Origin of the sequence: Tellurirhabdus bombi (assembly GCF_021484805.1) — a bacterium.
Classification (GTDB): Bacteria; Bacteroidota; Bacteroidia; order Cytophagales; family Spirosomataceae; genus Tellurirhabdus; species Tellurirhabdus bombi.
In genome coordinates, this window is sequence record NZ_CP090557.1 from 2,254,193 (window position 1) to 2,278,434 (window position 24,242).

The following is a 24,242-nucleotide window of genomic DNA, read 5'->3' on the forward strand; positions in this document are numbered from 1 at the left end:
ACTACTGCCTAAAATTCCCCTCACTGTCAGTTTTAATGATCAAGATATCCTCGCCACCCCTATTCGTTCTAATATCGCCATCGGAAGAGGTTGTAAAACCAACAATAATATATCCGCCATCTGGGGTTGGCTGGATACAGTGACCTGTTTCGTTACCACTGCCGCCGATGGTTCGATTAAGCGACGTTTTTTGACCACTGGCATCTAGTTTGATTAGCCAAAGGTCATTACCTCCTTTGTTGTTACTGATATCACCATTGACTGATTGAGTGTAGCCAACAATAGTGTAACCGCCATCTGTTGAGTTAGCCACAGAGTAGACAAATTCTTCGCGCGTACCACCATAGATCTTCTGCCAGTCTTCACTACCGCTAGGTTTATGTTTCACAGCAAACAAGTTGGGTGCCCATGTTCCTAGTTCATCCACTCCGGCTGTATTGATACCTGCGGTGAAGATACCACCATCCGTAGATGCAACGGACCAGTAGCCAACGTCATCATAGATTCCGCCTGGAGTCGATTGCCAGGTTGGATTGGCCCAGTTGTTGTCGGAATCAAACTTAGCTGTCCATAAATTAAACTTATTAACCGATACCGTCTGAGCACCAGAAAGCAAATAGCTACCTGGAGTAGGAGAAAATATGTGTTTCCAGACGGAGCTTGGCGAATTAGTCCAGTTGTAGGCCAATAACTCATTGCCTGAAGAGGATATTTTTCGTACCCATGCTCTGGGTACACCGCTTGTGAGCGTTTCACCTACTAGTAAAAGATCGCCACTTGGTGTGACAACACCGGAGTAAGCAAAATCACGATTGGCTGTACCAAATGAATTTTTCCAGATTATACCACCGGACGGATTAATTTTTACAACCCAGGCGTCATAATCGCCTTTATTGCTGCCCACATCGCCAGTAGTTGAAGACGTGTTACCCATCAGCAGATAATTACCATCTGGGGTTTGCTGAACGTAACGGAACACATCATCGCCGCTCCCGCCATATGTTTCCTGCCAGATGATCGTACCGGAAAAGTCAAGCTGAGCCACCCAGCCGTCGTAACTTCCTTTACTGGCGTTTTTCATGTCTCCATTGGAGGAACCAGTATTTCCCGCAATCAGGTAGCCGGTTGCATTGGGTAAAACGTAATAGCCAACCTCTGTACCAGAGCCGCCAATGGTTTTAATCCAGGTAGTAACGGCGGCGATATTACGGGTGGTCAAGGACAGAACATCGCCTCGGCCTTCGCCATTCACCGAGTTGCGGGCATAGGCGCGGTAGTGGTATTTTTTGCCAACTTTCAGGTTTTTCAGGCGGATGGTCAATCGGGTATTTAAAGCGGGATTGCCCGTCACTTTTTCTATTCCTGTATCGGGGCCAGGGTTGACATTAGGGTCTTCTGAGTAGTAAACGCCGTATTCCGTAATCGCGCCGTTCCCCACCTTGGTAATATTGATGGAAACGTTTGCCATTGTGGTGCCAATGCTGTCGGTGCTAACCGTTGCAACGGTCGGGTTGGAGGCCGAAACAACAACGGAGGTTTCAACTGTAGTGTTTAAGTTACAGCTGTTTTTCAAGGTAGCCTTGATGGTGTAAGTGCCTGGTTGCGCGAAATTTACCTTAAACGCTTCGGTCGGCTTATGGGTTTCTGATGAGGTGCCTATCTGCCATTCGACAGTTTCGATATCACCACTACTATTCGTCAGGCTTATGGTATAAGCACGGTAATCGCTGGCATCTACCGTCGTGGCAATCGAAGCGGTTGGCTGCTGGCAGGCACGGCGGTTTTTACGGTCGGGCAGATCTTCGAAAGAGCAGCCGATAACCAAAAAAATGAATGAGTAAAAAAGAAGATGTAAAGCTGTTTTCATTGTTACGGTTTAGCTTGGAACCATGATGGAGAATCCATAAAAGAACCTAGAAAGATACACAAATAAATTACTAGGTGTATAGGTGATTAATTTTATTATTATTCAATTATCGTTAAAAAAGCTTGTCCCACAAGGAGTTGGCTTGTTTATAGAAAGGATTTGTAGCATCGCGGCGGACTCGTTCCAGGATCGGTTTTGCCTTTGCTTTGTTGCCACTTTTAAGGTGCGCCATTGCCAGATACCAGATTGCTTTTTGGCGAATTTGGGCTTGGGGGCTATTGCTGGCTTTTTCCAGATACAGAATGGCTTTGTTTGTTTCGCCCCTCGACAAGTGACTAAGGCCTAAGTAATAGTTTACAACAGAGCTGGTTGACCGATCCGGCGAGAGTTTTCTTAATTGCCCGATGGCTTCGTCATAATTACCCTTCCGGTAGGATTGAAGGCCTTTCTGCAAATCGTTCTTACTGGTTTGATTGAGTGCGGAAGGAAAATTTTTGGTGTCGAAAGCCGCCGCATCAGGCATGTAATTATCCAGCAGGGCGGAGTTTGCTCTCTTTTCCTGCTGGTGCCAAATCCAAATGGTCGAAAAGCCCAGAATCAGCACGGCTGAAGCGGCGGTAAGCCAGCGGCGGTAATCGATGCTTCTCGCCTTTGGCTGGGAGTTGAGGGGTATTACCGGAGGCTTATTTTCAGCTGATTTGCGTTCTTTATAGCGTTTGAGCGCCGCCTGCACTCGATTTTGAATGGTTATAGTTCGTAGCCCTACCCGCAGGTCGCGTTGAGTCTGCATTTCGGCGGCGAGTTCGGCATTCGCCTGGATTTCATGCTCTAAGTCCTTTTGGTCTGCCGCCGAAAGTTGCCCATTTAAATAGGCTTCGATAAGTTCATATTGTTCAGGTGTCAGTTTCATGAACCTTGTCGTTTAGCCAGTTGCAAATAGAATTCTTTTAGCTTTTCGGTACAATCGTAGCGTTTCGCTTTCGTAGAGTTTTCTTTTAAGCCCAATTTTTCTGCAATCTCGCGTAGTGATAATTCATCGATATAAAACCATTCAATGAGGTTTTTGCAATCTCCTTTAAGTTGGTTGAGCGCAGCCCGCACCGTTTGTACTAACTCTGCCCGCTCAAGATTAGCCTGTAGATCGGCATCGTCGACTGGCTGAATGCTTTCCGTCAGGTTACTGTTCTTGGTCCGCCGGGCTGACTTTACTTCGTTAATCCACACTTTTTTGCTATAATCAAAAATAACGCTAGTTACTTTAGTTGTTGCCTGAAACTGATACCGTCCATTTTCCAGGTTAATCAGAAAGCTTTCTAATCCTTTTTGAAAGGCGTCTTCGGCGTCCATTTCGGAGCCGTTATGGGTATATACCCAATGGGTAAATGGCCCAAGCAACTGGTCATAGACGTAGTCAAAAGCAGATTCGTCATGCTGGCGCAGGGCATAGTAAAGAGTATGATTATCGGTATAGTTAAAATGAGACATTTAGGAATACTTTGCTGACAAGTCAGTGCCATCGAAAGATACAGGTTGTTTCATTAAGGGTGGCGTTACTTTTGATTAATGGGTTCGTGTGGTAGAAACGGAATGATCGGTTGCCTTCGAAGCGCTTTGGAACGCTGCATTTTCGGATGGGCAAAAAGCGCCAAAACCCAAAGCGTTACAATGGTCGGTAACAAGTATTTATCCCAGGCTACGTGGACTTTTCCCAGAAGAAGGATATTCAGCAGGGCAATCCAGCCTGCCAGACCGTCCTTAGCCCAATAAACCAGCGCGTAGAGCACAGCCAGTATAAAAAACGCAACCCATCGTTGATTTGGCATAAAAGTAGCACTGTAATGCATTAACTCATTAACGCTTGTGTCCTGATAAAATGCTGATCATAAAGCCAGTAGAGATTAACTGAACGCCGATGGTCAAAAGCAGAATAAAAGGAATCAGAACACGAAGCATATATTGAGGATCCAAACGACCGAAAGAAGTTTCTTCCCAGATCTGAAAACTGTACACTAGGCCAAGTCCACCGAGCAGGAGAAATGAAAGGCCGCCAAAAATCATTTTATTGATAAAAGAGGGTTTAGTTACCTGTTCGGTCCAGCGGCGTTTGGGAAAAACAGTTGTAATCGCTCCGTTAATGTGACTGATAAGCCCTAGGGCAATAAGTTGTAAGCCAATAATGAGGGCAACCGCTCCAACCAGCATGAAATGGATATCGAACTGAATTTGGCGAATTTCCGGCGTATGGGGCAGCAGCCAAAGGCAGATCAACAAGCCTAAAACGCTGATTAGAATACCCGGAATAATAAACAACCAGCGAGGGCTGTATACGAGCAGAAAATGCAGATGACGCCATCCGTCCTGCCAGGTGCGAAGTTGGGGAGCACGGGAACGTCCGTTGCGGGAGAGCGTTACCGGAACTTCCGTAATCTTAGCCTGATTTAGGGAGGCTTTTACCACCATTTCGCTGGCAAATTCCGTGCCTGGGGACCTCAGGTTCCAGCGCTCGTACTCCTTTTTGTGAAAACCCCGCAGGCCACAGTGGAAATCGCCAATTTGAATGTTGTAAAAAAGCCGGCCTATAAACGACAGCATTGGATTGCCTAAGTATCTGTGAAGCAACGGCATTGCTTGCTTGGCGATGCCGCCTTTAAACCGGTTTCCTATCACCAGGGTGTAGCCTGCTTCAAGCTGCTCCAGCAAACGAGGGAGTTCAAAAAAATTGTAAGAGTCGTCGGCAGCGCCCATGATGATGTATTGGCCTCTGGCAGCCATGATTCCCCCTTGCAGAGTGTTTCCGTAGCCTTTTTTATGCACTGACACCAAGCGAGCGCCGCAGCGTAAAGCAATGGCCTGTGAATCATCCGTACTGCCGTTGTCTGCGATGATAATTTCTCCTTGAATATTATTTTCAAAAAAGGTTTGTTGAATTTTGAGGATACACGTTTTTAGGGTTTCGGCTTCATTGAGGCAGGGCAGAACCACCGAAAGCGTTGGGGTGGGAACTGCGCGTGGTAGCCTGACCTTGGCTGAACCTGAAATGATGTATTCGGTATAGATTTTAGTAAGCATAAAAGGTCGTCACAAGGGAGTAATGAATCAAGCAGTGTTAATGGTAGGCGCTGGTCTAGCTAATTATGATGTTGATCCAGCCAGGTCAGTAGTTTTTTGTCATAGAGCTCGTTAAATTTTCGGGCAAACAGGCATTGGGAAGTTAGTGAACTCTCTAAGTCGTTCATAGACAGAGGCGTTTGGTAGGCTTCGGGTGGACGGTTCCAGTGGGTGAACGTGCAGTTGGAGTTGATGATAATTCCGCGTTCTTCTTCGCTGGCGTTGAGCAAAAGCGTCTGAAAAAAGAATTCATCTGAAACCAGCGTTCGCCTGAAAAAGGTGGCTATTTCTGGAAAGCTGGCCACTTTTTTGAGCAAGTAGTTGGTTGCTTTCCAGCTCAGGCGGACCCAGTTGGAGCCAAAATAAAACGGGTAGCCAAGGAGGGCTGGGCGGGGTAGGGGAAATTGTCCCGAAAGTCTGATTGCTGCATTAATTCTCTTTTTTAACCAGCCTCCGTTGTCGTACGGATAAATAATCGCCCGGTTAAGAGGCAGATAAAAATGGTATTTGCTAACCCGATCGTGCATGTTTGCTTCGAGCTGCGTAATGGGCACATGATGCACAAAACTGCAATTGGGGTAGGCGCTAAAATGGGTGCTAATCGCTTCAGAGCTAACGAGCGGGTAATCCTGACCACTCAGGATAATAAGCTGATCAAAAAGCTGTTGGCTGTCGATAATTTCCTGAATACCTGCTAATTTCGCCTCAACGAACGTATAGCGTCCCCATTGGGCATGATAGCGTTTTTGCACGAATCGAACAGGAAGCCCCTGTAGCTCGCGACAAAAAACAGACTGGTCGCTTTTGGCATCCACGTGTACCCAAAAAGTACTCGCCGAACTTTGCAGACGCTCAATCAGGCGCCGGCATTGCTGCGGTAACGTATGGACCAGCAAAAGATAGACAAGACGAGGCGAAAGCTTCGCTCCGGCGCTTGATGCCCTGAAAGAGTCCATGCCGACCTATCGATTGGTGATTTGTTTTACCCAACGACGTACGCCAGATGGGACCAGCGTGCGCATGATATTGCCCGGCAGATACAGCTTGTAGGCGTAGCCAATATGATTAATGGAGGTATTGAGATATTTACTCTTAACTTCCTGACCCGTAGCGATATTGGTTACTTTCTGAATGGAGATGCGTTCGAGGGCCATATCGGTTAGCATCGGGCGGTAATAAGCACAGTCGGAAAAATAATAATGGTTGACTTGCGTATACCGGGTGCTACCTGCCTGCGTAATCGGCTCTCCGCCATGCAGCAGGTTGGCTGACCAGATCATAGCCTGGCCTTTTTTGAGATTTAATACGCGTTTCTCCAGCTTTTTCTTGGCTACCAGCTCAGCAATAAAATCTTCATAACGAGCGTAATAACTAGCCAGCATCTCTTCCATCGACGTGCTAGCCGAGCCTTTTAAGCCCAATATAGACAGGTCGTAAAAAGGAAGTTTGTGGCTTTTGGGATAATAGTGAAGCGGCCCATTTCCGTCATGAATATCTTCCAAAGCAACCCAGACGCCGGCCAGAAACCGCTCCGGGATCGAGTTAAAATGGATGGAATCGCTGTGCGTGCGCTGCTGGCTGCCCGTACTGAAGTTGAGGGTTTGGAAAGGAACAGGCTGCCGACGGTAGAGCATCGTCAATACCTGCATGACTTTCGGAGCCGACGCAATCTTTTTTACGGCTTCATTGTATTTCCAGGCGTCCTGCAAACGGTTGGTCCCATGATCCTGAAAAGTGGGTTTGAGGCTATCACGTACTTCTGTAAGGACCTTTTCGTCGATTTCAGGATCAATAACGACATAGCCATCTTCAGCATACTGTTGAAGCAGCACTTTGGTTTCCGGGCTGTAAGCTGATTCTTCCAGTTCCTGTAGAAAAAAAGGAGATTCGACCCAGGGCGTATTTAGAGGAGGCATAGCTAAAGTATTTAGGTTTCGATACTTTATCAATTGGCCTCAAAAAAGGTAAGTCGGATTTTGTAAAAATTTTCTGGATAATCGAATTTATTTCGGAGCCATGCGGATGGCACCATCCAGCCGGATCACTTCGCCATTGAGCATTGGGTTTTCCACAATGGATTTTGCCAGCAGCGCATACTCCTGCGGGCGACCCAACCGCGACGGAAACGGCACCTGCTGGCCCAGCGAAAGGCGGGCTTCTTCGGGCAGACCCAGGAGGAGGGGAGTTTCAAACAGACCGGGTGCGATGGTCATAACCCGAATGCCCGTTCGGGCCAGATCCCGCGCAATGGGTAAAGTCATGCTCACAATACCGCCTTTTGACGCTGCATAAGCTACCTGACCAATCTGTCCGTCAAAAGCCGCAGCGGAAGCGGTATTGATAATGACACCGCGTTCTCCTTCGGTATTGGGCGTGTTCTTTTCCATCGCAAAAGCCGCCAGACGAATGACGTTGAAGGTGCCAATGAGGTTAATTTTGATGGTTTTTTCGAAAGCCGCCAGGGAATGAGGTCCGTAAAGGCCATCTACCTTTCCAATGGTTTTCCTGGCTTCGGCAATACCGGCACAGTTGACGGTGATCGATAAGTAACCAAATTCCTGCATGGCCAGATCAACGGCCGCCTGAACGTCGGTTTCGCTGGTAACGTCCGTACGAACAAACCGGACTTTGGGGCCTAACTCGGTAGCCAGCGCTTTTCCCCGTTCTTCGTTCAGGTCAACGATAACTACATTGGCACCTTGTTCGTGAAAAAGACGCACGGTGGCTTCGCCGAGACCAGAAGCTCCTCCGGTAATCAGGGCGGTAGCGTTTAAAAAATCCATCCGGTAAATGATCTATAAAATGGCAATCAGTTCTTTCAAATGACTTATCTCATACGTTGGCTGCTCCGCTTCTACCGGAAGCTGCGCCGGATTATAGTAGACAACATCCATACCCGCCCGGATAGCGCCCAGCACATCCGCGTCGTAGTTATCTCCAATCATCAGGCTTTCTCCAAGCGATGCCTCTGTCACGTTCAACGCAAATTCAAAAATAAGCGGATCCGGTTTTTTGGCATTGGCTTTCTGGTTGGTGATGATGTGCTCGAAATAGTCAGTAATGCCCGAGCTACTCATTTTGAGCGTCTGGATTTCATCGAAGCCATTGGTAATAATATGAAGGTGATAGCGGCCCTTTAAATGATCAAGCACGTCCATTGTCGATTCAATCAAGTGCGCTTTGCGGGGCAAGATGCTCAAGTACGACTCATTCAGGTCATCGCAGATGGAATAGTCACTAAGACTTAAGGCTTCAAAAACCATTTTAAACCGGCGCTGGCGGATATCGGCATGGGTTACGCGGTTGTTGTCAAATTCAGTCCACAAAAACCGGTTGATCTGCAAAAAATGCCGGCTAAAATCGTCCACCGATGCCACGCCGCAGTCGACAAGCCGAAATGATTCATAAATTTCTTGCAGCGTCTCTGTCGAGTTACGATCAAAGTCCCATAACGTATGGTCAAGGTCAAAAAACAGGTGTTTATACATGTAAATTTTTGTAATACAATTTATAAAAATCAGTGACTTTATAAGCCAGTTGAACTCTTAGAACTAAAATGGCAGGAGGGAAGATTATTTTTTTTCTAATTATTTAAACCCTTAGCCTGGTTGTTGGGTCTGTTGTATAGTGCGTTAAAATTAAATACTATTTTTTCGTTGAATAAGTCAGTATGGGCCGGAACCTCGTTAAAAGTGATTTTCAATCGAAAAACAGTAAAAAAGTACACTGAGAGGTCAAAATCTTGCATAAAAATTTTCCTAGCCCTTGCAAAATATACCGAAAATATGTTATCTTTGAAGAAGAGTAATTCTCACTACAAAAAAAAACGGAGGCCATACACTATCGCAAGAACTCTCTACGTTACCTTAATATATTCTGAAAATGGACAAATTGCAGGTAAGCGACAGTGAGCTTATATCCCTGTATATCCGTGGTAACGAAAAGGCCTTTGAAAAACTTGTTCAGCGCCATAAGTCTCGAGTGTATACGACTATCTATCTGATTGTTAAGGATCAGTATGTAGCCGAAGACCTAATGCAGGACACATTTATTAAGGCTGTGGAAACGCTCAAATCGGGCAAGTACAACGAAGAAGGAAAATTTCTACCCTGGGTCATACGGATTGCTCATAACCTCGCTATCGATTATTTCAGAAGAGATAAACGCTACCCCAATGTAGTGTTCGAAGACGGGAGTAATGTGTTTAATACTCTTGAATTTGCGGAGGATTCCATTGAGTCTTTGCAGATCCGGCAGGAAACACATGAGCACTTACGTGAACTGATTCAGCGGCTGCCCGAGCAGCAACGGCAGGTGTTGATTATGCGGCATTACGAGGAAATGAGTTTCCAAGAAATTGCCGATGCAACCGGAGTCAGTATCAATACAGCATTGGGGAGAATGCGTTATGCTTTGATTAATTTGCGTAAGCAGCTAAGCAAACGTTCGCCCTATTATGATAAAAACTTTTACCAACGATGACGTAATCCGGTACGTCTATGAAGAAACGACCGTCGAAGAGAATTTTCTGATCGAAGATGCTTTGATGGCTGAGCCGGATCTGATGGCTTTTTATCTGGATACTTTAGAGATAAAGCTCCTGATGAACAAAATTGAGCGACAGCCATCCGACCGCTCCATTCAAAACATTTTGAATTACTCAAGTACGTATTCTGCAAACCCATCCGCCTGAGGTCAAGAGGCTGTGATGGGTTTCTTGTTTCCAGACGTCTGTGTTAGTGACAGCCCTGCCTGACAAAAAATCAGGCCAGGGGAATCGCTGACACAGACGCCAGAAATTATATTTGCGCCATGCAAAAGAAAGAGCGCTTTCGTCTGTTCCTGGAATACTTCACAACCCATTTTCCCGAGCCTAAAACCGAACTGCATTTCAGCAATCCGTATGAACTGCTGGTGGCGGTTATTTTGTCGGCCCAGTGTACGGATAAGCGGATCAACCAGATTTCACCGGCGCTGTTCGAACGATTTCCCGAACCAGAATCGCTGGCCGCCGCTTCTGTAGAAGAAGTGTTTTCGTACATTCGGAGCGTTTCTTACCCGAATAACAAAGCCAAACACTTGGTTGGTATGGCAAAGATCCTGACGGAAGAATTTGGGGGAGAAGTACCTGCTCGAGCGGAGGATTTGCAAAAAATGCCGGGTGTTGGCCGAAAAACGGCCAATGTCATCACATCAATTGTCTACAACCAGCCGACAATGGCTGTCGATACGCACGTTTTTCGGGTGTCGCATCGATTGGGGCTAGTGCCTAAAACGGCCACAACACCCTTGGCTGTTGAGAAAGGGCTAATGAAATATACTCCCATTGAGTACGTCCCGAAAGCACACCATTGGCTGATTCTGCACGGACGTTACATCTGTATCGCCCGCTCGCCTAAATGCAACCAGTGTCCCTTGACGCATTTCTGCCAGTACTACGAGAGCATTGGTAAAGCGGCAAAGTTACAGAGCAAGCAAGTAGCTGGTACTCCATAACCTTGCCTTTTTAATTAGAACTGCTCAATGCCGGCAAAGAAAAAGTCACCTTCGATTTTCGCGTTTTCGTCTGAGTCAGAACCGTGAATGGCATTTGATTCAATTGATTTCGCAAATAATTTACGAATGGTTCCTTCGGCAGCCTGGGCTGGGTTCGTTGCCCCGATCAGGGTCCGGAAGTCAGCTACGGCATTGTCTTTTTCCAGAATCATTGGGACAATGGGGCCTGAAGACATATACTTGCACAGGTCATTGTAAAAAGGACGCTCTTGGTGAACAGCGTAAAACTGACCAGCCTGGGCAGGTGTCAGGTGGACTTTTTTAATGGCAACAACCCGAAATCCGGCTTCTTCAATAAGTTTGATAATAGCTCCGGTATGGCCTTCTGCAACGGCATCAGGCTTAATCATTGTGTACGTGCGATTTGTGGTCATTCTGTAAATAGGCAAATATGGATAGGACTGCGTATCCTATGCGCGAAATTAAAGACTTTCTGTTATAAAGCCCATAAAATCAATGTTATTTAACCGGGGAGAAGGCGTAGTGTACGGTTGCGTAAAGTAACTTTACGGAAAAATCTTCGTACTTTTGACGATTGAAGCCAGCGGTAAGCGAACCGGGTTATTATTTTGAAAATGCAAGATATTGAGGCGATCCGCGACTTAGTTCAGAAGCCGCAGACAATTTTTATTACAACGCACCAAAATCCCGATGCCGATGCCCTTGGCTCGTCGCTGGGACTGGCGGGTTATCTGAAAAAGAAAGGCCATCGGGTAACCGTTGTGACTCCAACCGATTATCCAGATAACCTGAAATGGATGAGCGGTAACGATGAAGTTATTGCATTTGAAGAAAAAAGCCGGGTAGCCGTCACGCGTTTAATCGCGGAGGCCGACGTTATTTTCTGCCTGGATTTTTCTGCACTAAGCCGGATCCGGGATATGGAGCCGCTGGTACGGCAGGCTAGGGCGCGGAAGGTCATTATTGATCACCACCTGGAACCCGAAGGTTTTGCCGACTTCATGTACTGGGATTCCAAAGCGGCGGCAACGGCTGAATTAATCTACCGCCTAATAGATCAACTGGGCGATGCAGATCTGGTTGATATTCCCATGGCCGAATGCCTCTATGCGGGTATCATGACCGATACGGGCTCGTTCCGGCACGCCAGCACAACGGGCGACGTACACCGGGTAGCAGCAGCGCTGCTGGATACGGGCATTGAGGTAAATCCCATCCATCGCCGCATTTACGACAATGTCTCAATTGATAAACTGCGTTTCCTAGGGTACATCCTGAACGAAAAACTGGTAGTATTACCTCAATACAAAGCAGCTTACATCACCATTACCGCAGATGAATTAAAGCGATTCCGCTCGAAAGCTGGTGACACGGAAGGGATGGTTAACTATGCCTTGTCGGTAGAAGGAGTGGTAATGGCTGCCATTCTGATTGATCGGGGTGATGAAATTAAGATGTCCTTGCGGTCTGTCGGTGACTTTTCGGTGCGTGAGCTGGCTTGCCGCCATTTTGAAGGGGGAGGCCATAAAAATGCTTCTGGTGGCCGCACCAAAATGACGCTGAAAGAAACCGAAGCAAAACTCCTTGAAGTCCTTCCTCTTTATCAGGAACAATTACTCGAAACTGTATAAAATAACCATCTAACATACGGGATCTAACCCGTCATTTTTTCTTTTATGAATCTGAAATCGATTGCCAAACTGAGTTTACTAGGGATAGGGACTGTGCTGGTAGCTTGTAATCAAAACCGTGTGCAGGTTTCTGAAACAGGTTTGAAATATCAAATACACGAAGACGACGAGGATACCCGGAAAGCCAAAGTGGGTGATGTAATGTCTATTCACCTGAAACTGAAAAACAGCACGGATTCCGTTTTGCGGGATACGCAAAAAGAAGGAACGCCGATGAAACTGATCCTTCAGGTAGCTCCGTTCAAAGGAAGTTTCGAAGAAGGTTTGGCGATGCTGAGCAAAAACGACAGCGCGACCTTTTACGTTAACTCGGACTCCTTGTTCTCTAAATCAATGCAGGCACCGCCTCCAGGCATTGCCAAAGGATCAGATATCGCCTTTACAGTAAAAGTGGTTGACGTTCAGTCAGAAGAAGAATTTACGAAGGCCCAGGCTGCCCAGCAGGAAAAACAAAAAGGCGTTGATGACAAAATCATCACGGACTACGTAGCCAAAAACAAACTGGCAACGAAGAAAACGGCTTTGGGTGTATATTACGTTGTAAACCAGGCTGGTAGCGGAGCTAACGCCGCCAAAGGCGATGTCGTAAAAGTGAAATACACAGGTAAACTGTTGGACGGCAAAGTGTTCGATAGCTCAAATAACAACCCGCAGTCGGCAGCCGGGGTTGATTTCCCCTTAGGAGCTGGCATGGCCATTCCAGGCTGGGAAGAAGGTTTGACGCAGTTTAGCAAAGGCGGTAAAGGTACCATTATCATTCCTTCGCCACTGGCGTACGGTGACAAAGGTGCGGGTGGCGTTATTCCACCCAATGCCGTGATCATGTTTGATGTCGAAGTTGTTGACGTGAAGAAAGGCGCAGCGGCCCAGGCTCCGGGTATGGCTCCAGGCGGTAGATAATTCTAGAATTGATCCCTGCGAACCCGATACGATTGACGTGTCGGGTTCGTTGTTATAAGAGATACGGAATACTTATTCTTTCTAAATGCTATGAACGGATTATGGAAACAAGGTACTGTAGTCGCCATGTTTGCTTTGGCAGCCATGCAGATCTCTTGTCAGCCGGATGCAGGGGAAGCATACAACAGTCGCAAGCTCCGCGAAAACAGAGCCGACATTGAAGCTTATATAAACGACCAAAAACTGCAGACCCAGCAGACGGCAAGTGGACTTTACTATACCATAACGCAGGCTAATGCGAATGGACAGGTGCCCAAAGTTGGTGATCAGGTTCAGTTTCTGTACGTGAAAAGTCGCCTGGATGGTGTCGTTGTGGATAGTTCCGTGACTACCACCCCGGGAACAATTATCAGCAACGATTATTTTTACTACCGGACAGGAGGTGCAAACCAGCCTTATCCAATCGGGTTGTACGAGGGTTTGTTGATGCTGAAAGAAGGGGAGCGGGCTACCCTGCTAATGCCCTTTAATTTGCAGAACCAGAACCAGGGCAATCTACTTTTGCCCGCATTTTCGCCCGCTCGTTACGATGTGCGCGTAATAAACGTGCGGACAGAAGACGAGCAGATTAACGATTACGTAACGGCTCAGAAATTGACAAACGTTGAAAAAACCAGTACGGGTTTGCGGGTGGCAATGACAAAAACGTATCCTGATTCGGCGCAAGTAAAAACCGGTCAGACGGTATATGTAAAATATACGGGTCGTTTGTTGAATGGTACCCAGTTTGATTCAAATACAGCAGGTACATACTCTTTCAAAGTAGGTGAAGGCCAAGTTATTAAGGCTTGGGAAGAAGCCATTGTTAAAATGAAAGAAGGGGAGAAAGCGATTTGGGTTCTTCCTTCGGCTATCGGTTACGGAGAAGTAGGAAGTAGCAACGGTCCCGTCCCCATTCCAACGTATTCGCCTCTGGCTTTCGACGTTGAAGTAGTGAGGGCGCAGTAAAATAAATGAGAATCTTTTTGAAAAGCCGCTCAATTTGTGCGGCTTTTTTCATTTTTGTAGAAAACTCAAACCCACATGACACTTTGTTTTGCTACCAATAACCGCCATAAATTAGAAGAGATAAGTGCTTTGCTAGGCGATAATTTCACCTTGAAAACCCTGAAAGAGATTGGCTGCGCCGAAGAAATACCTGAAACCCGCGATACGATTGCCGGGAATGCCAATCAAAAAGCGGAATATATCTGGGAAAACTACCAGGTTTCCTGTTTTGCCGATGACACAGGTCTGGAAGTAGATGCGTTGAATGGCGAACCTGGTGTTTATTCTGCCCGATATGCCGGTGAGGAACGAAGCGCCGCAGCAAATATGAAACGGCTACTTGCCAATCTCGAAGGAAAAAAGAACCGCCAGGCGCAGTTTCGAACCGTAATTACATTAGCCCTCGATGGTGTTTACCACGACTTTGAAGGCATCGTCAGAGGCGAAATTCTGACGGAGCCAAGAGGAACTGGTGGGTTTGGTTACGATCCGCTTTTCCAACCCCTCGGCTACGACCGTACGTTTGCAGAAATGCCAATGGATGAGAAGGGAACGATTAGCCACCGAGGAATTGCTTTTGCAAAGCTCATCGCCTTTTTGAAAAGCAGCGCGTAAACCGCTCGAAAAGTGCACAAAAAAACCTCCGTTCTCAACGGAGGTTTTTTTGTGTCGCTAGACTAAAACGATTAATAGAATCTAGCCCGGTTATCTTTAATCTTGGCTTCTTCACGAATGGCTTCGTTGATGTAGAAACTAGCCCGTGATGCCTGATTCTGCTGAACCATGTTTTTGTAGATGGCATAATCTGCCACATTGGCTGCCGGAGTCAGCTTGGTCGTTTCCATGATTAGAACGCCAGACTCACCTGCGAAAGGCTTCGAGCGTTTGCCAGCCTTCAGGCCAAAGGCTTTACCAACGGCAACCGGATCAATACCTGCTGATTTCAGGAAGCCATTTGCCATGTTAACATCCGTTACTGTTTCAACCAGTGCACCGGCGCCGTATTTCTGCGCAGCGGCTTCGAGCGTACCCGATACAGTACCCAATTTCTGAATGATCTGTTCGCCTTTCAGTTGGTTACGCACTTGCTGGGTCAGCTCTTGGCGGAAGTCATCAACACTTACTTTATCGTCAGACGTTTTGCCAGTTACAACAGCTACTACGTATTGATCACCGATTTCGATAGCTTTCGATACATCACCGATGTCGGTGTCTTTGTCAAATGCCCAGCGTACCAACTCACGGGCGCTAGCCAATGCGTTCACGTTTGTGGCATTTTCAGGAACACGCTCAGCCGTGGCAACTACCAGCGATTTATCTTCTTTAACGTTTTTGTCAAAGTCTTCTTTTGATTTGCTTTCAACGGCAAATTGATCCGCTTTCCGGTAAACTTCATCACGGGTTACCTGGCTTGGGGCAATCTCTTTACCAATGGCCGCGATCCGATACAGGGTGTTCGTTTTTGGTTCTGTTACCTTAATGATGTGGTAACCGAAATCAGTTTCGACAACGCGTGGGATAAGTCCTACGCCGTTAAATCCAAAGATGGCTGATTCAAATGGCTTCACCATCTGGCCGTTATTTTTGAAGTAACCCAGATCGCCTCCTAATTGAGCAGAACCATCGGCGCTGTTTTGCCGCGCTAAAGCGGCGAAATCGGCACCGCCCTGAATTTGCTTCAGAATGGCTTCAGCCCGCTGACGAGCGTCTGCTTTTGCTGAATCTCCCTGACCGGCTGCCCGGATCAGAATGTGGCTGGCCCGAACCGTAAAGTTGGTATCTTTCTTCGAACCACCGTATTTGTAAATGAAGTACGTATTATTTTCCTTGAAAGGACCATACACGCCGCCCGGCGTAAAGGTCGGAATCGACGCCCGGAGTTGTTCTGGCATTTCGCCCGCCGTCAGGTAAAGAGGCACCCGAACATCCGAGTTCATTTGAGCGTACGAAGAGTCATTGGTTGCTGAAGCCAGTCCGCGCGCCAGAGATTTAATCTGGTTATATAGCGCAGAGCTATCGTCTTTTGACGAAGCAATGGAGAACGTAACGTACTGAATAGTACGGCTGTTGTAGCCTTTGTATTCGTCCTTGTGCTTATCTAGGTAGTCCTGTAGCTGCGAATCCGTTACTTTAACTGTTGTGTCAGAAATGGTGTAGTAAGGAACGTAGAGAAACTTAACGTCGGCACGGCTGTTCTGAGCTTCGTATTCTTTCTTCGCTTCGGCCGTAGTGGCGTAAACAGACATACGCAGCAGGTTTTCGTACTTGGTACGCATCCGGTCGGCGCTCAGGTTTTTCTCAAAATTCACCCAGGCCTGTTGCTGTTCTGCGGGCAGGCTTTTGAAGTTCTTTAGGTAGTTAATGACGACGTTTTTGTCAAAAACACCCGTTTGGGGGTTTGTAAAGGTCTGGCGTATTGCAGGGCTGATGTAGTTACCCTGTACCATATCAGCTAATTCGTCTGGCGTAACTTTAATGCCTAGTTTATCGAATTGCTCCTGGTAGGCAATGTCCATAATAAACTGATTCCAGGCTTGATCCCGAATCTGAGCAAGGTCTTGTTCTGTGGCTGGACGGCCAGATTGTTGCTCAAAGGCTGCGCGAGCCTCATCGACTTTTGCGTTGTACTCCTGATAGCTTATGTCCTGTCCGGCAATTTCACCAACGTTTTGGTCTCTGCCACCGAAAAGAGCTTGGTTTCCAAGTAAATCGCCTCCTACAATAAACAAAATCAAACTGATGGCAATGACTGCCACCGCAACGCCTGACTTTTCTCTGATCTTGTTAATTAACGCCATGTTTTTTTTGACACAAATTTGACCCGCAAAATAACAATTTTTCGCGTTGGAATACAAGGGCTAAACCAAGATGAAACACAAAAAAAGCGATCAGAGAAGAAGAGAAATAAGCCTTTTTACCGGGCTTACCCATCACCTTATCTGATCGCTGAAGCTTATGAATGCTAATAGTCTAACTAAGAACTGAAAATTTGCTACTCTTTACTGGGCATCTACAACCTCTACGTCGAACCGAAGCGGCGAGTAAGGAGGGATGATGTAGTTACCGTTTGCGTGGCTTCCCTGGTTGCCGTAAGCAACCGTTGACGGGAAAATAAGAGTCGCTTTTTCGCCTTTTTTGAGACGGCTAATGCCTTCGTTGAAACCAGGAATTGTCTGAGACGAGCCAAGTGTAAACTTGAAGGTTCCTTTAGAGTTACTATCGAATACTTTGCCAGTACGCAGCAGTTTCCCCGTATAATTAACCGTAACGTTTTGTCCACCGCGTAGCGTTTCTCCTGTGCCGGGAGCCGCTGGATTCCGCACAACACGGACACCGCTGGCAAGTTTATCCGCAGCATTTACGGTTAGGCCTTGTTTCTGTACATATTCTTCAATTTGCTGATCTTCGGAACGCGAACTAACCAGTTTTACATCAAACCGAATGGGTGTATAAGCCGGAATCAGCACGCGTCCTGAGCTATCTTTTTTGTCGGCGCTGCCATAACCAATGTAATAAGGCATCAGCAAAACGCTGGTCTCGCCTTCCTTCATCAGGCTCAACCCTTCTTCCAGACCCGGCACAACGGCACCGAGGCCAAACGGAACATACACCGGTCGGGTGGTTGTTGCACTATCTACTTTTTGGCCATTCAACAAAGACAATACATACGTGAACTCAACCTCTTCGCCTAATTTGGGCGATTTAGCATTAGCCGATGTGGTTGGGGTTGCGATATAGTAGTACAGTCCGGTTGTGGTTGGTTTTACCTTTCCGGTTAAGTTATTCTGCGTAATGTGCTCTTGAATACGGGCGTTATTCTCCTCAGGCTTTCCTTTATCCGCATCCAGGGAATCGAATGAGCAAGAGTATAAGCTAGTTAGTAAAAGACCAACCCCCACCATCCGCAAATTTTTGATAAACATAGAGTAAGTGATTATAATTTTTGAATATAACGTAGAATAGACCCGCTAGCGTTCGAAACCGTTGTAACCAATAGCAAAAATTTAAGGAATTAAGGTGCTGCCGCCTTCTTTGAGGGTGCGGAAATTTTCGAGACTTAACCCTTTTTGGCGCAGGGCTTCGTTTAACTCGTTGACAGGCTCGTTCTCCCCGTCGTCGGCCAAAGCAAAGGTGCCAAAGTGAATGCCGATGCTGTGCTCCGAACGGACATCTTGATGAATCTGCACCGCTTCGGCAGGAGAACAGTGGATGGGCGACATGAACCACTCGGGTTTGTAAGCCCCAATAGGAATCAGGGCCAGACGCAGTGGACCAAACTGCTGCCCGATCTGCTTAAAAAAGGCTCCGTAGCCTGAATCTCCGGCAAAGTAAACGTTTCCGGCTACGGCACTTTGAATAACAAAACCAGCCCAAAGCGTTGCATTGCGGTCAAACAAACCCCGGCCCGAAAAATGCTGCGCCGGAACACAATGCACTTTGGTGGATGAATTATACGCTATAGACTGGTTCCAATCCATCTCAGAAATATTCTGGCAGCCTTGCTCTTCCAGGAAAGTCTTAACGCCCAAGGTACAGTATACCTTCGGTTGGTCGCGTTGGCACAACGTTTTGAACGTGCCAATATCCAGGTGATCCCAGTGATTATGGCTTAGAAGAATAATGTCAATTTTAGGCAAATCGTTTAGTGAAACGCCGGGAGCCGTATGCCGTTTCGGGCCAACCCACTGGAAAGGGCTTGTGCGGGTATACCAGACCGGATCAGTAAGCACATTCAAGCCGTCGAACTGCATCAGAACGGTGGAGTGATTGACAAATGTAACTCGCACATCTTTTCCGGTAACGCGGGCTGGGGGCGGGGTGGCGGGCTGCCCGTTGCGGTAATCTTCCCAGGGCATTTGCTTGCGGCTGATCGTCCAGGCAATCGCTTCGCGGAAACCTTTGGCTTCCTGACCGTTCAGATTCCGAAACGTTTTTCCATCAAAATGATCGGTAACAGGACCGGAGTAGCGCGGGGCAGAAACAAGATAACCGCCAATAATTCCTACGATCAACAAGATGGCAATCAGGATGGCGAGTCCAATAAGTAGCTTAGAAAACATGATTTATAAACAAGTAGAAAGATGAGTACTTGATCAGTGATACGTAGAATCCCGTGTATAAGTTTGGCAAATACCGTTTTATTACGCATTCTTCAAATCCGGTACATTCACTCTACCAGCACAACATACAATTGGCCAATTTTGCATTGTTAATCCACACCATAAAGAATACATATCCACACCATACAACAAATACTAAATGGAAACGCAATTTTGGACTAAATCGTGGGAATTGGAGGGCGCTTACACGAGCTTTCACCGCCGCGACATCCACCCTTACGTACTGAAGTACCTGACACCAAGGCGAATTACAGAGAAAACGATTTTGGTGCCGCTCTGCGGAAAATCGGTCGATATGCTGTATTTCAGTCAGTTTGCAGACCGGGTGATTGGCGTTGAAGTAGTCGAAAAAGCGGTTCTTCAATTCTTTCAGGAGAACAATTTGACTTTTCAGAAGGCAGGAAATGCCTACATCTCGCGAAACATTACCATTTATTGCTGTGATCTCTTTTCGCTGACGACGCAGGAAATTGGCCATGTAGATGTCGTTTACGACCGGGCGTCGCTGGTGGCCCTTCCTTACCCAATGCGGTTGCTGTACCTGGACAAAATTGAAGAATTAACGCAGCCCGGAACGCTGTATTTTCTCAATACGCTGGAATATGCGCCGTCAATGGCAACCGCTCCGTTTAGCATTGCCCCCAACGAGGTCCGAAGCTACTACCCAAACTACGCCATTCAGCACGTTGAAAGTCCTTTGCTTCCCAATCACGGCATGGTACGAAAATTCAACCTGCGTTTCCTGATTGAACACGGCTTCGTCATGGAAAAGCAGTATAACGCCACTGAGGAAGAAATAATGGCACATAACGAAGCCATTTTTGTGTAAACCGCCAGAAACCAGAAAGCCCCCTTGGCAGGTAATTCGTTACCTGCCGAGGGGGCTTTCGTTATTAAATTAAAGTGCTAAGGAACCAGTACGCGGTCAACAACGTGGACAACACCATTGGTACCAACTCCGTTGGGGCTTGTTACATTAGCGGCGGTGGTAATGCCTCTGCTTCTAACTGTCACTCCATTCGCTCCGGAAGTCAAGGTCAACTGTCCGTTTCCTACAGATGTAAGGTTTCCAGTCGTTAAACTGTTGGAAAACAGGCGGCCCGCTACAATGTGATTAGACAAAACAGCCGTCAGCGTGGGAATAGGAGCGGCATTGATCGCTGCCACATTAGCGTAATTAGCTGCCTGGAAAGCCGCGTCGGTCGGAGCAAAAACGGTGAAAGCCTGGCTGGCGTTAGTTAGTTGAGCCACCAGCGACGCGTTTGCCGGCGCTGTGGCAATGCGTTGTACCGCAGCATTCAGCAAGGTAAGGTTTGGATTGCCGGCAATAACGCCTAAGATAGTGCCATTGGTGGTTGGCGGTGGCATCAGCAGCCGGGAAATGGTATGAATAATGCCATTAGCCACTTGCATATCGGCCTGAACGACTGCCGCCCCATTCATGAAAAGGCTGTTATCACTGCCTTTGTACAAATAAGCCGTGCCGCCCTGCGCCGTCTGAACTGCCTGAGGCTGGTTGCCTGAACTTCCCGGAATATCGGTTACCGTCACGCGACCGTTCAAGACGTGGTACTGAATAATGGCTCTTAGCTGCTCGACGGGCAATGCATTGATGGCTGCCGCATCGGCGTAACCTGCGGCCTGAAAAGCGGCGTTGGTTGGGGCAAAAACAGTGAGCGTACCACCCCGCAAAGCATCACCCATTCCGGCTCTTGTCACGGCTGCTGATAGCAGACTAAAATCACTATTTTCGACAATAACGTCCGCTACTGATTTGGGTTCGGCCTCGTCTTTATCGCCACAACTGCTCATTGCACCCGCCAAAACCACCAGAGACAACAGAAACAGAAAGGGCTTTTGCAAAAAACTCAGTGCAGAATAATTTTTTTTCATAAGCTGGATAAGATAAGAATGGTTATAAAAACAAGGATGTTGTAATATTGAATGATAATCAACATCACGGTTGTTTGACGGATCAACTACTGTATAAATGATTTTGTTGAAACAATAGTATAGAAAGTAAGCTGTTTTTTGTCTAGAAGAACCCCTTAATCAAATGAAAAAAGCACCACTAGCGCTTGCCTTGCTGTTATTAGTAGGTTTGGGATTTATCGCTCCTACCAAAAAAATTAAATTGTTCAATGGAAAAGACCTGAGTGGCTGGAAAGTCTATGGGACGGAAAAATGGTATGTTGCCGATGGCGAACTGATCTGCGAAAGCGGCCCCGACAAAGGATATGGCTATCTGGCCACCGACCAGTTTTACAAAAACTTCGATTTAACGTTGGAATTTAAGCAGGAAGCCAATGGCAACAGCGGCGTCTTTTATCGCTCAACCATTGACGGAACGAAAATAACGGGCTGGCAGGTCGAAGTTGCCCCGCCTAATCACGATACGGGCGGCATTTACGAATCGTACGGACGTGGCTGGCTCGTAAAGATTCCCGATGAAAAAGAAACGATTCTGAAAGCAGGTGAATGGAATAAGATGCGGATTCGGGTGGAAGGCGACCGGACGCAAACCTGGCTCAATGGCCAACTAATGGTGGACCTGAAAGACGAAAAAATCGGAAAAGCAGACGGTTCGGTGGCTTTGCAAATCCACGACGGCGGGGGCATCAAAGTGCGCTGGCGGAATCTGGTGTTAAAGCCGATTTAAGCTACCTGAGAAATCATCCGTGAATTAACCGACTTCACGCGCCCATACTAGTTGTTTGTCGGAAAAGACTCCTGATTCGTCGGCATGGCGGATAGCTTTGACTCATTAAACGGCTCGAAGACTATCCGCCATGAATCGACAAGTACTCCTCTATATTGCTGTTCTCTTCACCCAGGTAGCCTGGGCGCAAACGACCCTAAGCGGCAAAGTAACCGACCGAAAGGGCGTCGGCTTGCCGGGTGCCAATATCTTCATTAAAGGTTCCTACGACGGGGCTAATACCGATGCAGCGGGTGCATTTAGTTTCCAAACCGATCAGAAAGATACGGCTACAGTTGTCGTTAGTTTTATTGGATACGACCCATTTGAGCAAAAAATCAAACTAACGCAACCGAGTCTTCAGCTAATCATCAAGCTTCAGGAGTCGGCCACTTTGCTCAATACGGTTGTCATCACGGCGGGTGCTTTTGAAGCAAGCGACGAAAAACGCCAGACCATCCTGAAACCATTGGATATTGTCACAACCGCCAGCGGAGGTGCCGATATTGTGTCAGTAATGCAGCTTTTGCCGGGAGCCCAGCGGGTTGGCGATCAAACGGGCTTGTTCGTGCGGGGTGGGGCGGCCTCCGAAACCCGAACCCTAATTGACGGCCTGTCTATCCAGAATCCATTCACAAGTGGCGGACCCGATGTGGCCCAGCGCAGCCGTTTTTCCCCTTTCCTGTTCAAGGGAACCTCATTCAGTACGGGCGGCTATTCGGCGCAGTATGGCCAGGCCCTGTCTTCGGTTCTTTCGCTGAGTACCAAAGACAAAGCCGAGGATAACGATGGCGTAAGCATTGGCCTGAACGCGTCGGGAGTGAGCTTAACTGCCTTCAAAAAAGAGCGACTGACCGTTTCTGCCAGTTATACAAACCTGAATCCTTTGTTTAGTTTGTTGAAACAGAATATCAACTGGATTCATGCGCCCGAAGCAGGCGGAACGTCGGTTATTTTGACGCAACCTCTCGGCAAACACGGCTTGTTGAAGCACTATACGGATGTATCAATGGGCCACCAGGCCATTGAGTTTCGGAACTTTACGAGCGACTACCGACCCTCATCCTTTACGGTTAGGAACCAGAATGTACTTACCTTAACTACTTATCAAACAACCTGGAACGAAGGCCGCTGGGCGTTGCAGACTGGCTTGAGCTATAGCTATAATCGCGACCGACTGAGCATTGACACCACCCAGGCACGGACGCAGGAGCAACGCGTGCAGGCTAGGGCTGTGCTGACTCGTACGATCAGCCATAAAGTGTCGCTGCTGGCCGGAGCCGAATTGCATCGGTATGCCTACCTGAATCAATATAGCATCTGGGGTGGTTCATTCCGGGATTGGTATTCAGCTGCTTTTGTCGAAACTGAAGCTTTTTTTACGCGCAAATTAGCCGTTCGGATTGGGTTACGCGGCGAACAGGCCTCTGTTATTGGCCGGACGAACCTCGGCCCCCGTCTGTCAATGGCTTACAAAACCGATGCTTACGGACAAGTCTCGCTGGCCGCCGGTCAGTTTTTTCAGACGCCCGAGCAAACGTACTTGCTGAGCAATTCCAATTTACGGTTTGAACAGGCCAATCACTTGATACTGAACTACCAGCATATTCGTGATAGCCGAACCTTTCGGGTAGAAACTTTCTACAAAGATTACCGGAAACTAGTCCGTGAAAATACAGGCGGCATTTACGATCCGGGTCTATACCGTCTACCGAGCTACCGCACCAACAACAGCGGTCACGGTTACGCGCGCGGTTTTGACCTGTTCTGGCGGGATAAGCAGACGTTTAAGAACGTCGATTACTGGATTTCGTATTCATTTCTGGATACAAAACGCCTGTTCCGCAACTATCCTGTTAAAGCCACGCCCACCTTTGCGGCTACCCACACGCTGAATCTGGTCTTTAAGAAATTTATTCCTGCGCTGGGCCTGAACGTTGGCGCTACGTATTCACTGGCTAGTGGTCGGCCTTACTATAATCCGGGAGGGGATCAATTTCTGGCCGACCGAACCCGACCTTATAGCAACCTAAGCGTAAACATGAGTTACATCAAAGCGTTGCCCCGTAAGTTTCTGGTTCTCTACGCTTCCGCCGAGAATCTGTTGGGTACACGCAACATATACGGCTACCGATACACGCCCGATGGTCGTCAAAAATTCGCCATAGTGCCGCCCTTCAATCAGTTCTTCTTTGCCGGAATGGCCTTGAGCTTAACCCGTAAACCCATTGATCCAGAATTAATTAAGCAACAATTATAACAATCAGTTTACCCAGTTTTCACTCATAAACCAA

General features: G+C 47.4%; 24 protein-coding genes. 10 read left to right on the forward strand and 14 right to left on the reverse strand.

The window, feature by feature from the left end:
- Position 1: 1 nt before the first annotated feature.
- The 9 genes from L0Y31_RS09555 to L0Y31_RS09595 form a co-directional block, all read right to left on the reverse strand.
- Positions 2-1,867, reverse strand: coding sequence for a hypothetical protein (locus L0Y31_RS09555; protein ID WP_234736900.1), 1,866 nt, complete (start codon positions 1,865-1,867; stop codon positions 2-4).
- A 112-nt stretch (positions 1,868-1,979) separates the two neighbouring features.
- On the reverse strand, positions 1,980-2,777 hold the full coding sequence (locus tag L0Y31_RS09560) for a tetratricopeptide repeat protein (protein ID WP_234736901.1): 798 nt from the start codon (positions 2,775-2,777) through the stop codon (positions 1,980-1,982).
- The gene (locus L0Y31_RS09565) at positions 2,774-3,352 is read right to left on the reverse strand and encodes an RNA polymerase sigma factor (RefSeq protein ID WP_234736902.1); all 579 of its coding nucleotides are present in this window, start codon (positions 3,350-3,352) and stop codon (positions 2,774-2,776) included. The genes L0Y31_RS09560 and L0Y31_RS09565 overlap by 4 nt, the downstream gene beginning before the upstream one ends.
- 65 nt (positions 3,353-3,417) lie before the next feature.
- Positions 3,418-3,690, reverse strand: coding sequence for a hypothetical protein (locus L0Y31_RS09570; RefSeq protein ID WP_234736903.1), 273 nt, complete (start codon positions 3,688-3,690; stop codon positions 3,418-3,420).
- 28 nt (positions 3,691-3,718) lie between these two features.
- Positions 3,719-4,936 carry a glycosyltransferase family 2 protein gene (locus tag L0Y31_RS09575; RefSeq protein WP_234736904.1) on the reverse strand — a complete coding sequence of 406 codons (1,218 nt, stop codon included), beginning with the start codon at positions 4,934-4,936 and terminating at the stop codon, positions 3,719-3,721.
- A 59-nt stretch (positions 4,937-4,995) separates the two neighbouring features.
- Complete coding sequence (locus tag L0Y31_RS09580; protein WP_234736905.1) at positions 4,996-5,931, reverse strand: beta-1,6-N-acetylglucosaminyltransferase; 936 nt, start codon at positions 5,929-5,931, stop codon at positions 4,996-4,998.
- 6 nt (positions 5,932-5,937) lie between these two features.
- Positions 5,938-6,891, reverse strand: coding sequence for a phytanoyl-CoA dioxygenase family protein (locus tag L0Y31_RS09585; RefSeq protein ID WP_234736906.1), 954 nt, complete (start codon positions 6,889-6,891; stop codon positions 5,938-5,940).
- Between the two features lie 87 nt (positions 6,892-6,978).
- A complete protein-coding gene (locus L0Y31_RS09590; protein ID WP_234736907.1) occupies positions 6,979-7,758 on the reverse strand; it encodes a 3-hydroxyacyl-CoA dehydrogenase in 780 nt (259 codons plus the stop codon).
- Positions 7,759-7,770: 12 nt separating this feature from the next.
- On the reverse strand, positions 7,771-8,463 hold the full coding sequence (locus tag L0Y31_RS09595) for a YjjG family noncanonical pyrimidine nucleotidase (RefSeq protein WP_234736908.1): 693 nt from the start codon (positions 8,461-8,463) through the stop codon (positions 7,771-7,773).
- Between the two features lie 394 nt (positions 8,464-8,857).
- Between L0Y31_RS09595 and L0Y31_RS09600 the strand changes: the two genes are divergently transcribed.
- From L0Y31_RS09600 to nth, 3 genes are all read left to right on the forward strand, one after another.
- A complete protein-coding gene (locus tag L0Y31_RS09600) occupies positions 8,858-9,457 on the forward strand; it encodes an RNA polymerase sigma factor (protein ID WP_234736909.1) in 600 nt (199 codons plus the stop codon).
- Positions 9,432-9,668: a hypothetical protein gene (locus L0Y31_RS09605; RefSeq protein WP_234736910.1), complete on the forward strand. Its 237-nt coding sequence runs from the start codon at positions 9,432-9,434 to the stop codon at positions 9,666-9,668. Before L0Y31_RS09600 ends, L0Y31_RS09605 begins: the two co-directional genes overlap by 26 nt.
- Positions 9,669-9,787: 119 nt before the next feature.
- Positions 9,788-10,471, forward strand: coding sequence for an endonuclease III (gene nth, locus L0Y31_RS09610; protein ID WP_234736911.1), 684 nt, complete (start codon positions 9,788-9,790; stop codon positions 10,469-10,471).
- 14 nt (positions 10,472-10,485) lie between these two features.
- Here nth and L0Y31_RS09615 read toward each other — a convergent pair whose 3' ends face one another.
- Positions 10,486-10,905: a nucleoside-diphosphate kinase gene (locus L0Y31_RS09615; protein WP_234736912.1), complete on the reverse strand. Its 420-nt coding sequence runs from the start codon at positions 10,903-10,905 to the stop codon at positions 10,486-10,488.
- Between the two features lie 201 nt (positions 10,906-11,106).
- On the opposite strand from L0Y31_RS09615, the gene L0Y31_RS09620 reads away from it, so the two are divergent.
- The 4 genes from L0Y31_RS09620 to L0Y31_RS09635 all read left to right on the forward strand — a co-directional run bounded on the left by L0Y31_RS09620 (position 11,107) and on the right by L0Y31_RS09635 (position 14,745).
- Positions 11,107-12,123, forward strand: a complete 1,017-nt coding sequence (locus tag L0Y31_RS09620) for a DHH family phosphoesterase (protein ID WP_234736913.1) — start codon at positions 11,107-11,109, stop codon at positions 12,121-12,123.
- A gap of 141 nt (positions 12,124-12,264) precedes the next feature.
- Positions 12,265-13,083: an FKBP-type peptidyl-prolyl cis-trans isomerase gene (locus L0Y31_RS09625; RefSeq protein ID WP_310587142.1), complete on the forward strand. Its 819-nt coding sequence runs from the start codon at positions 12,265-12,267 to the stop codon at positions 13,081-13,083.
- A gap of 90 nt (positions 13,084-13,173) precedes the next feature.
- On the forward strand, positions 13,174-14,091 hold the full coding sequence (locus L0Y31_RS09630) for an FKBP-type peptidyl-prolyl cis-trans isomerase (protein WP_234736915.1): 918 nt from the start codon (positions 13,174-13,176) through the stop codon (positions 14,089-14,091).
- A 75-nt stretch (positions 14,092-14,166) separates the two neighbouring features.
- Entirely contained in the window at positions 14,167-14,745 is a 579-nt protein-coding gene (locus L0Y31_RS09635) for a non-canonical purine NTP diphosphatase (RefSeq protein WP_234736916.1), read from the forward strand.
- 71 nt (positions 14,746-14,816) lie between these two features.
- Here L0Y31_RS09635 and L0Y31_RS09640 read toward each other — a convergent pair whose 3' ends face one another.
- From L0Y31_RS09640 to L0Y31_RS09650, 3 genes are all read right to left on the reverse strand, one after another.
- Positions 14,817-16,928, reverse strand: a complete 2,112-nt coding sequence (locus L0Y31_RS09640; protein ID WP_234736917.1) for a peptidylprolyl isomerase — start codon at positions 16,926-16,928, stop codon at positions 14,817-14,819.
- Between the two features lie 201 nt (positions 16,929-17,129).
- Complete coding sequence (locus L0Y31_RS09645; RefSeq protein ID WP_234736918.1) at positions 17,130-18,053, reverse strand: FKBP-type peptidyl-prolyl cis-trans isomerase; 924 nt, start codon at positions 18,051-18,053, stop codon at positions 17,130-17,132.
- 81 nt (positions 18,054-18,134) lie between these two features.
- Positions 18,135-19,190 carry an MBL fold metallo-hydrolase gene (locus L0Y31_RS09650; protein WP_234736919.1) on the reverse strand — a complete coding sequence of 352 codons (1,056 nt, stop codon included), beginning with the start codon at positions 19,188-19,190 and terminating at the stop codon, positions 18,135-18,137.
- Positions 19,191-19,389: 199 nt separating this feature from the next.
- On the opposite strand from L0Y31_RS09650, the gene L0Y31_RS09655 reads away from it, so the two are divergent.
- Positions 19,390-20,079, forward strand: a complete 690-nt coding sequence (locus tag L0Y31_RS09655; protein ID WP_234736920.1) for a class I SAM-dependent methyltransferase — start codon at positions 19,390-19,392, stop codon at positions 20,077-20,079.
- Between the two features lie 77 nt (positions 20,080-20,156).
- On the opposite strand, the gene L0Y31_RS09660 is transcribed toward L0Y31_RS09655, so the two are convergent.
- Positions 20,157-21,143 carry a fasciclin domain-containing protein gene (locus L0Y31_RS09660; RefSeq protein WP_234736921.1) on the reverse strand — a complete coding sequence of 329 codons (987 nt, stop codon included), beginning with the start codon at positions 21,141-21,143 and terminating at the stop codon, positions 20,157-20,159.
- 163 nt (positions 21,144-21,306) lie between these two features.
- Between L0Y31_RS09660 and L0Y31_RS09665 the strand changes: the two genes are divergently transcribed.
- Entirely contained in the window at positions 21,307-21,909 is a 603-nt protein-coding gene (locus tag L0Y31_RS09665; protein ID WP_234736922.1) for a 3-keto-disaccharide hydrolase, read from the forward strand.
- 130 nt (positions 21,910-22,039) lie between these two features.
- Positions 22,040-24,208: a TonB-dependent receptor gene (locus L0Y31_RS09670; RefSeq protein ID WP_234736923.1), complete on the forward strand. Its 2,169-nt coding sequence runs from the start codon at positions 22,040-22,042 to the stop codon at positions 24,206-24,208.
- Positions 24,209-24,242: the final 34 nt, after the last annotated feature.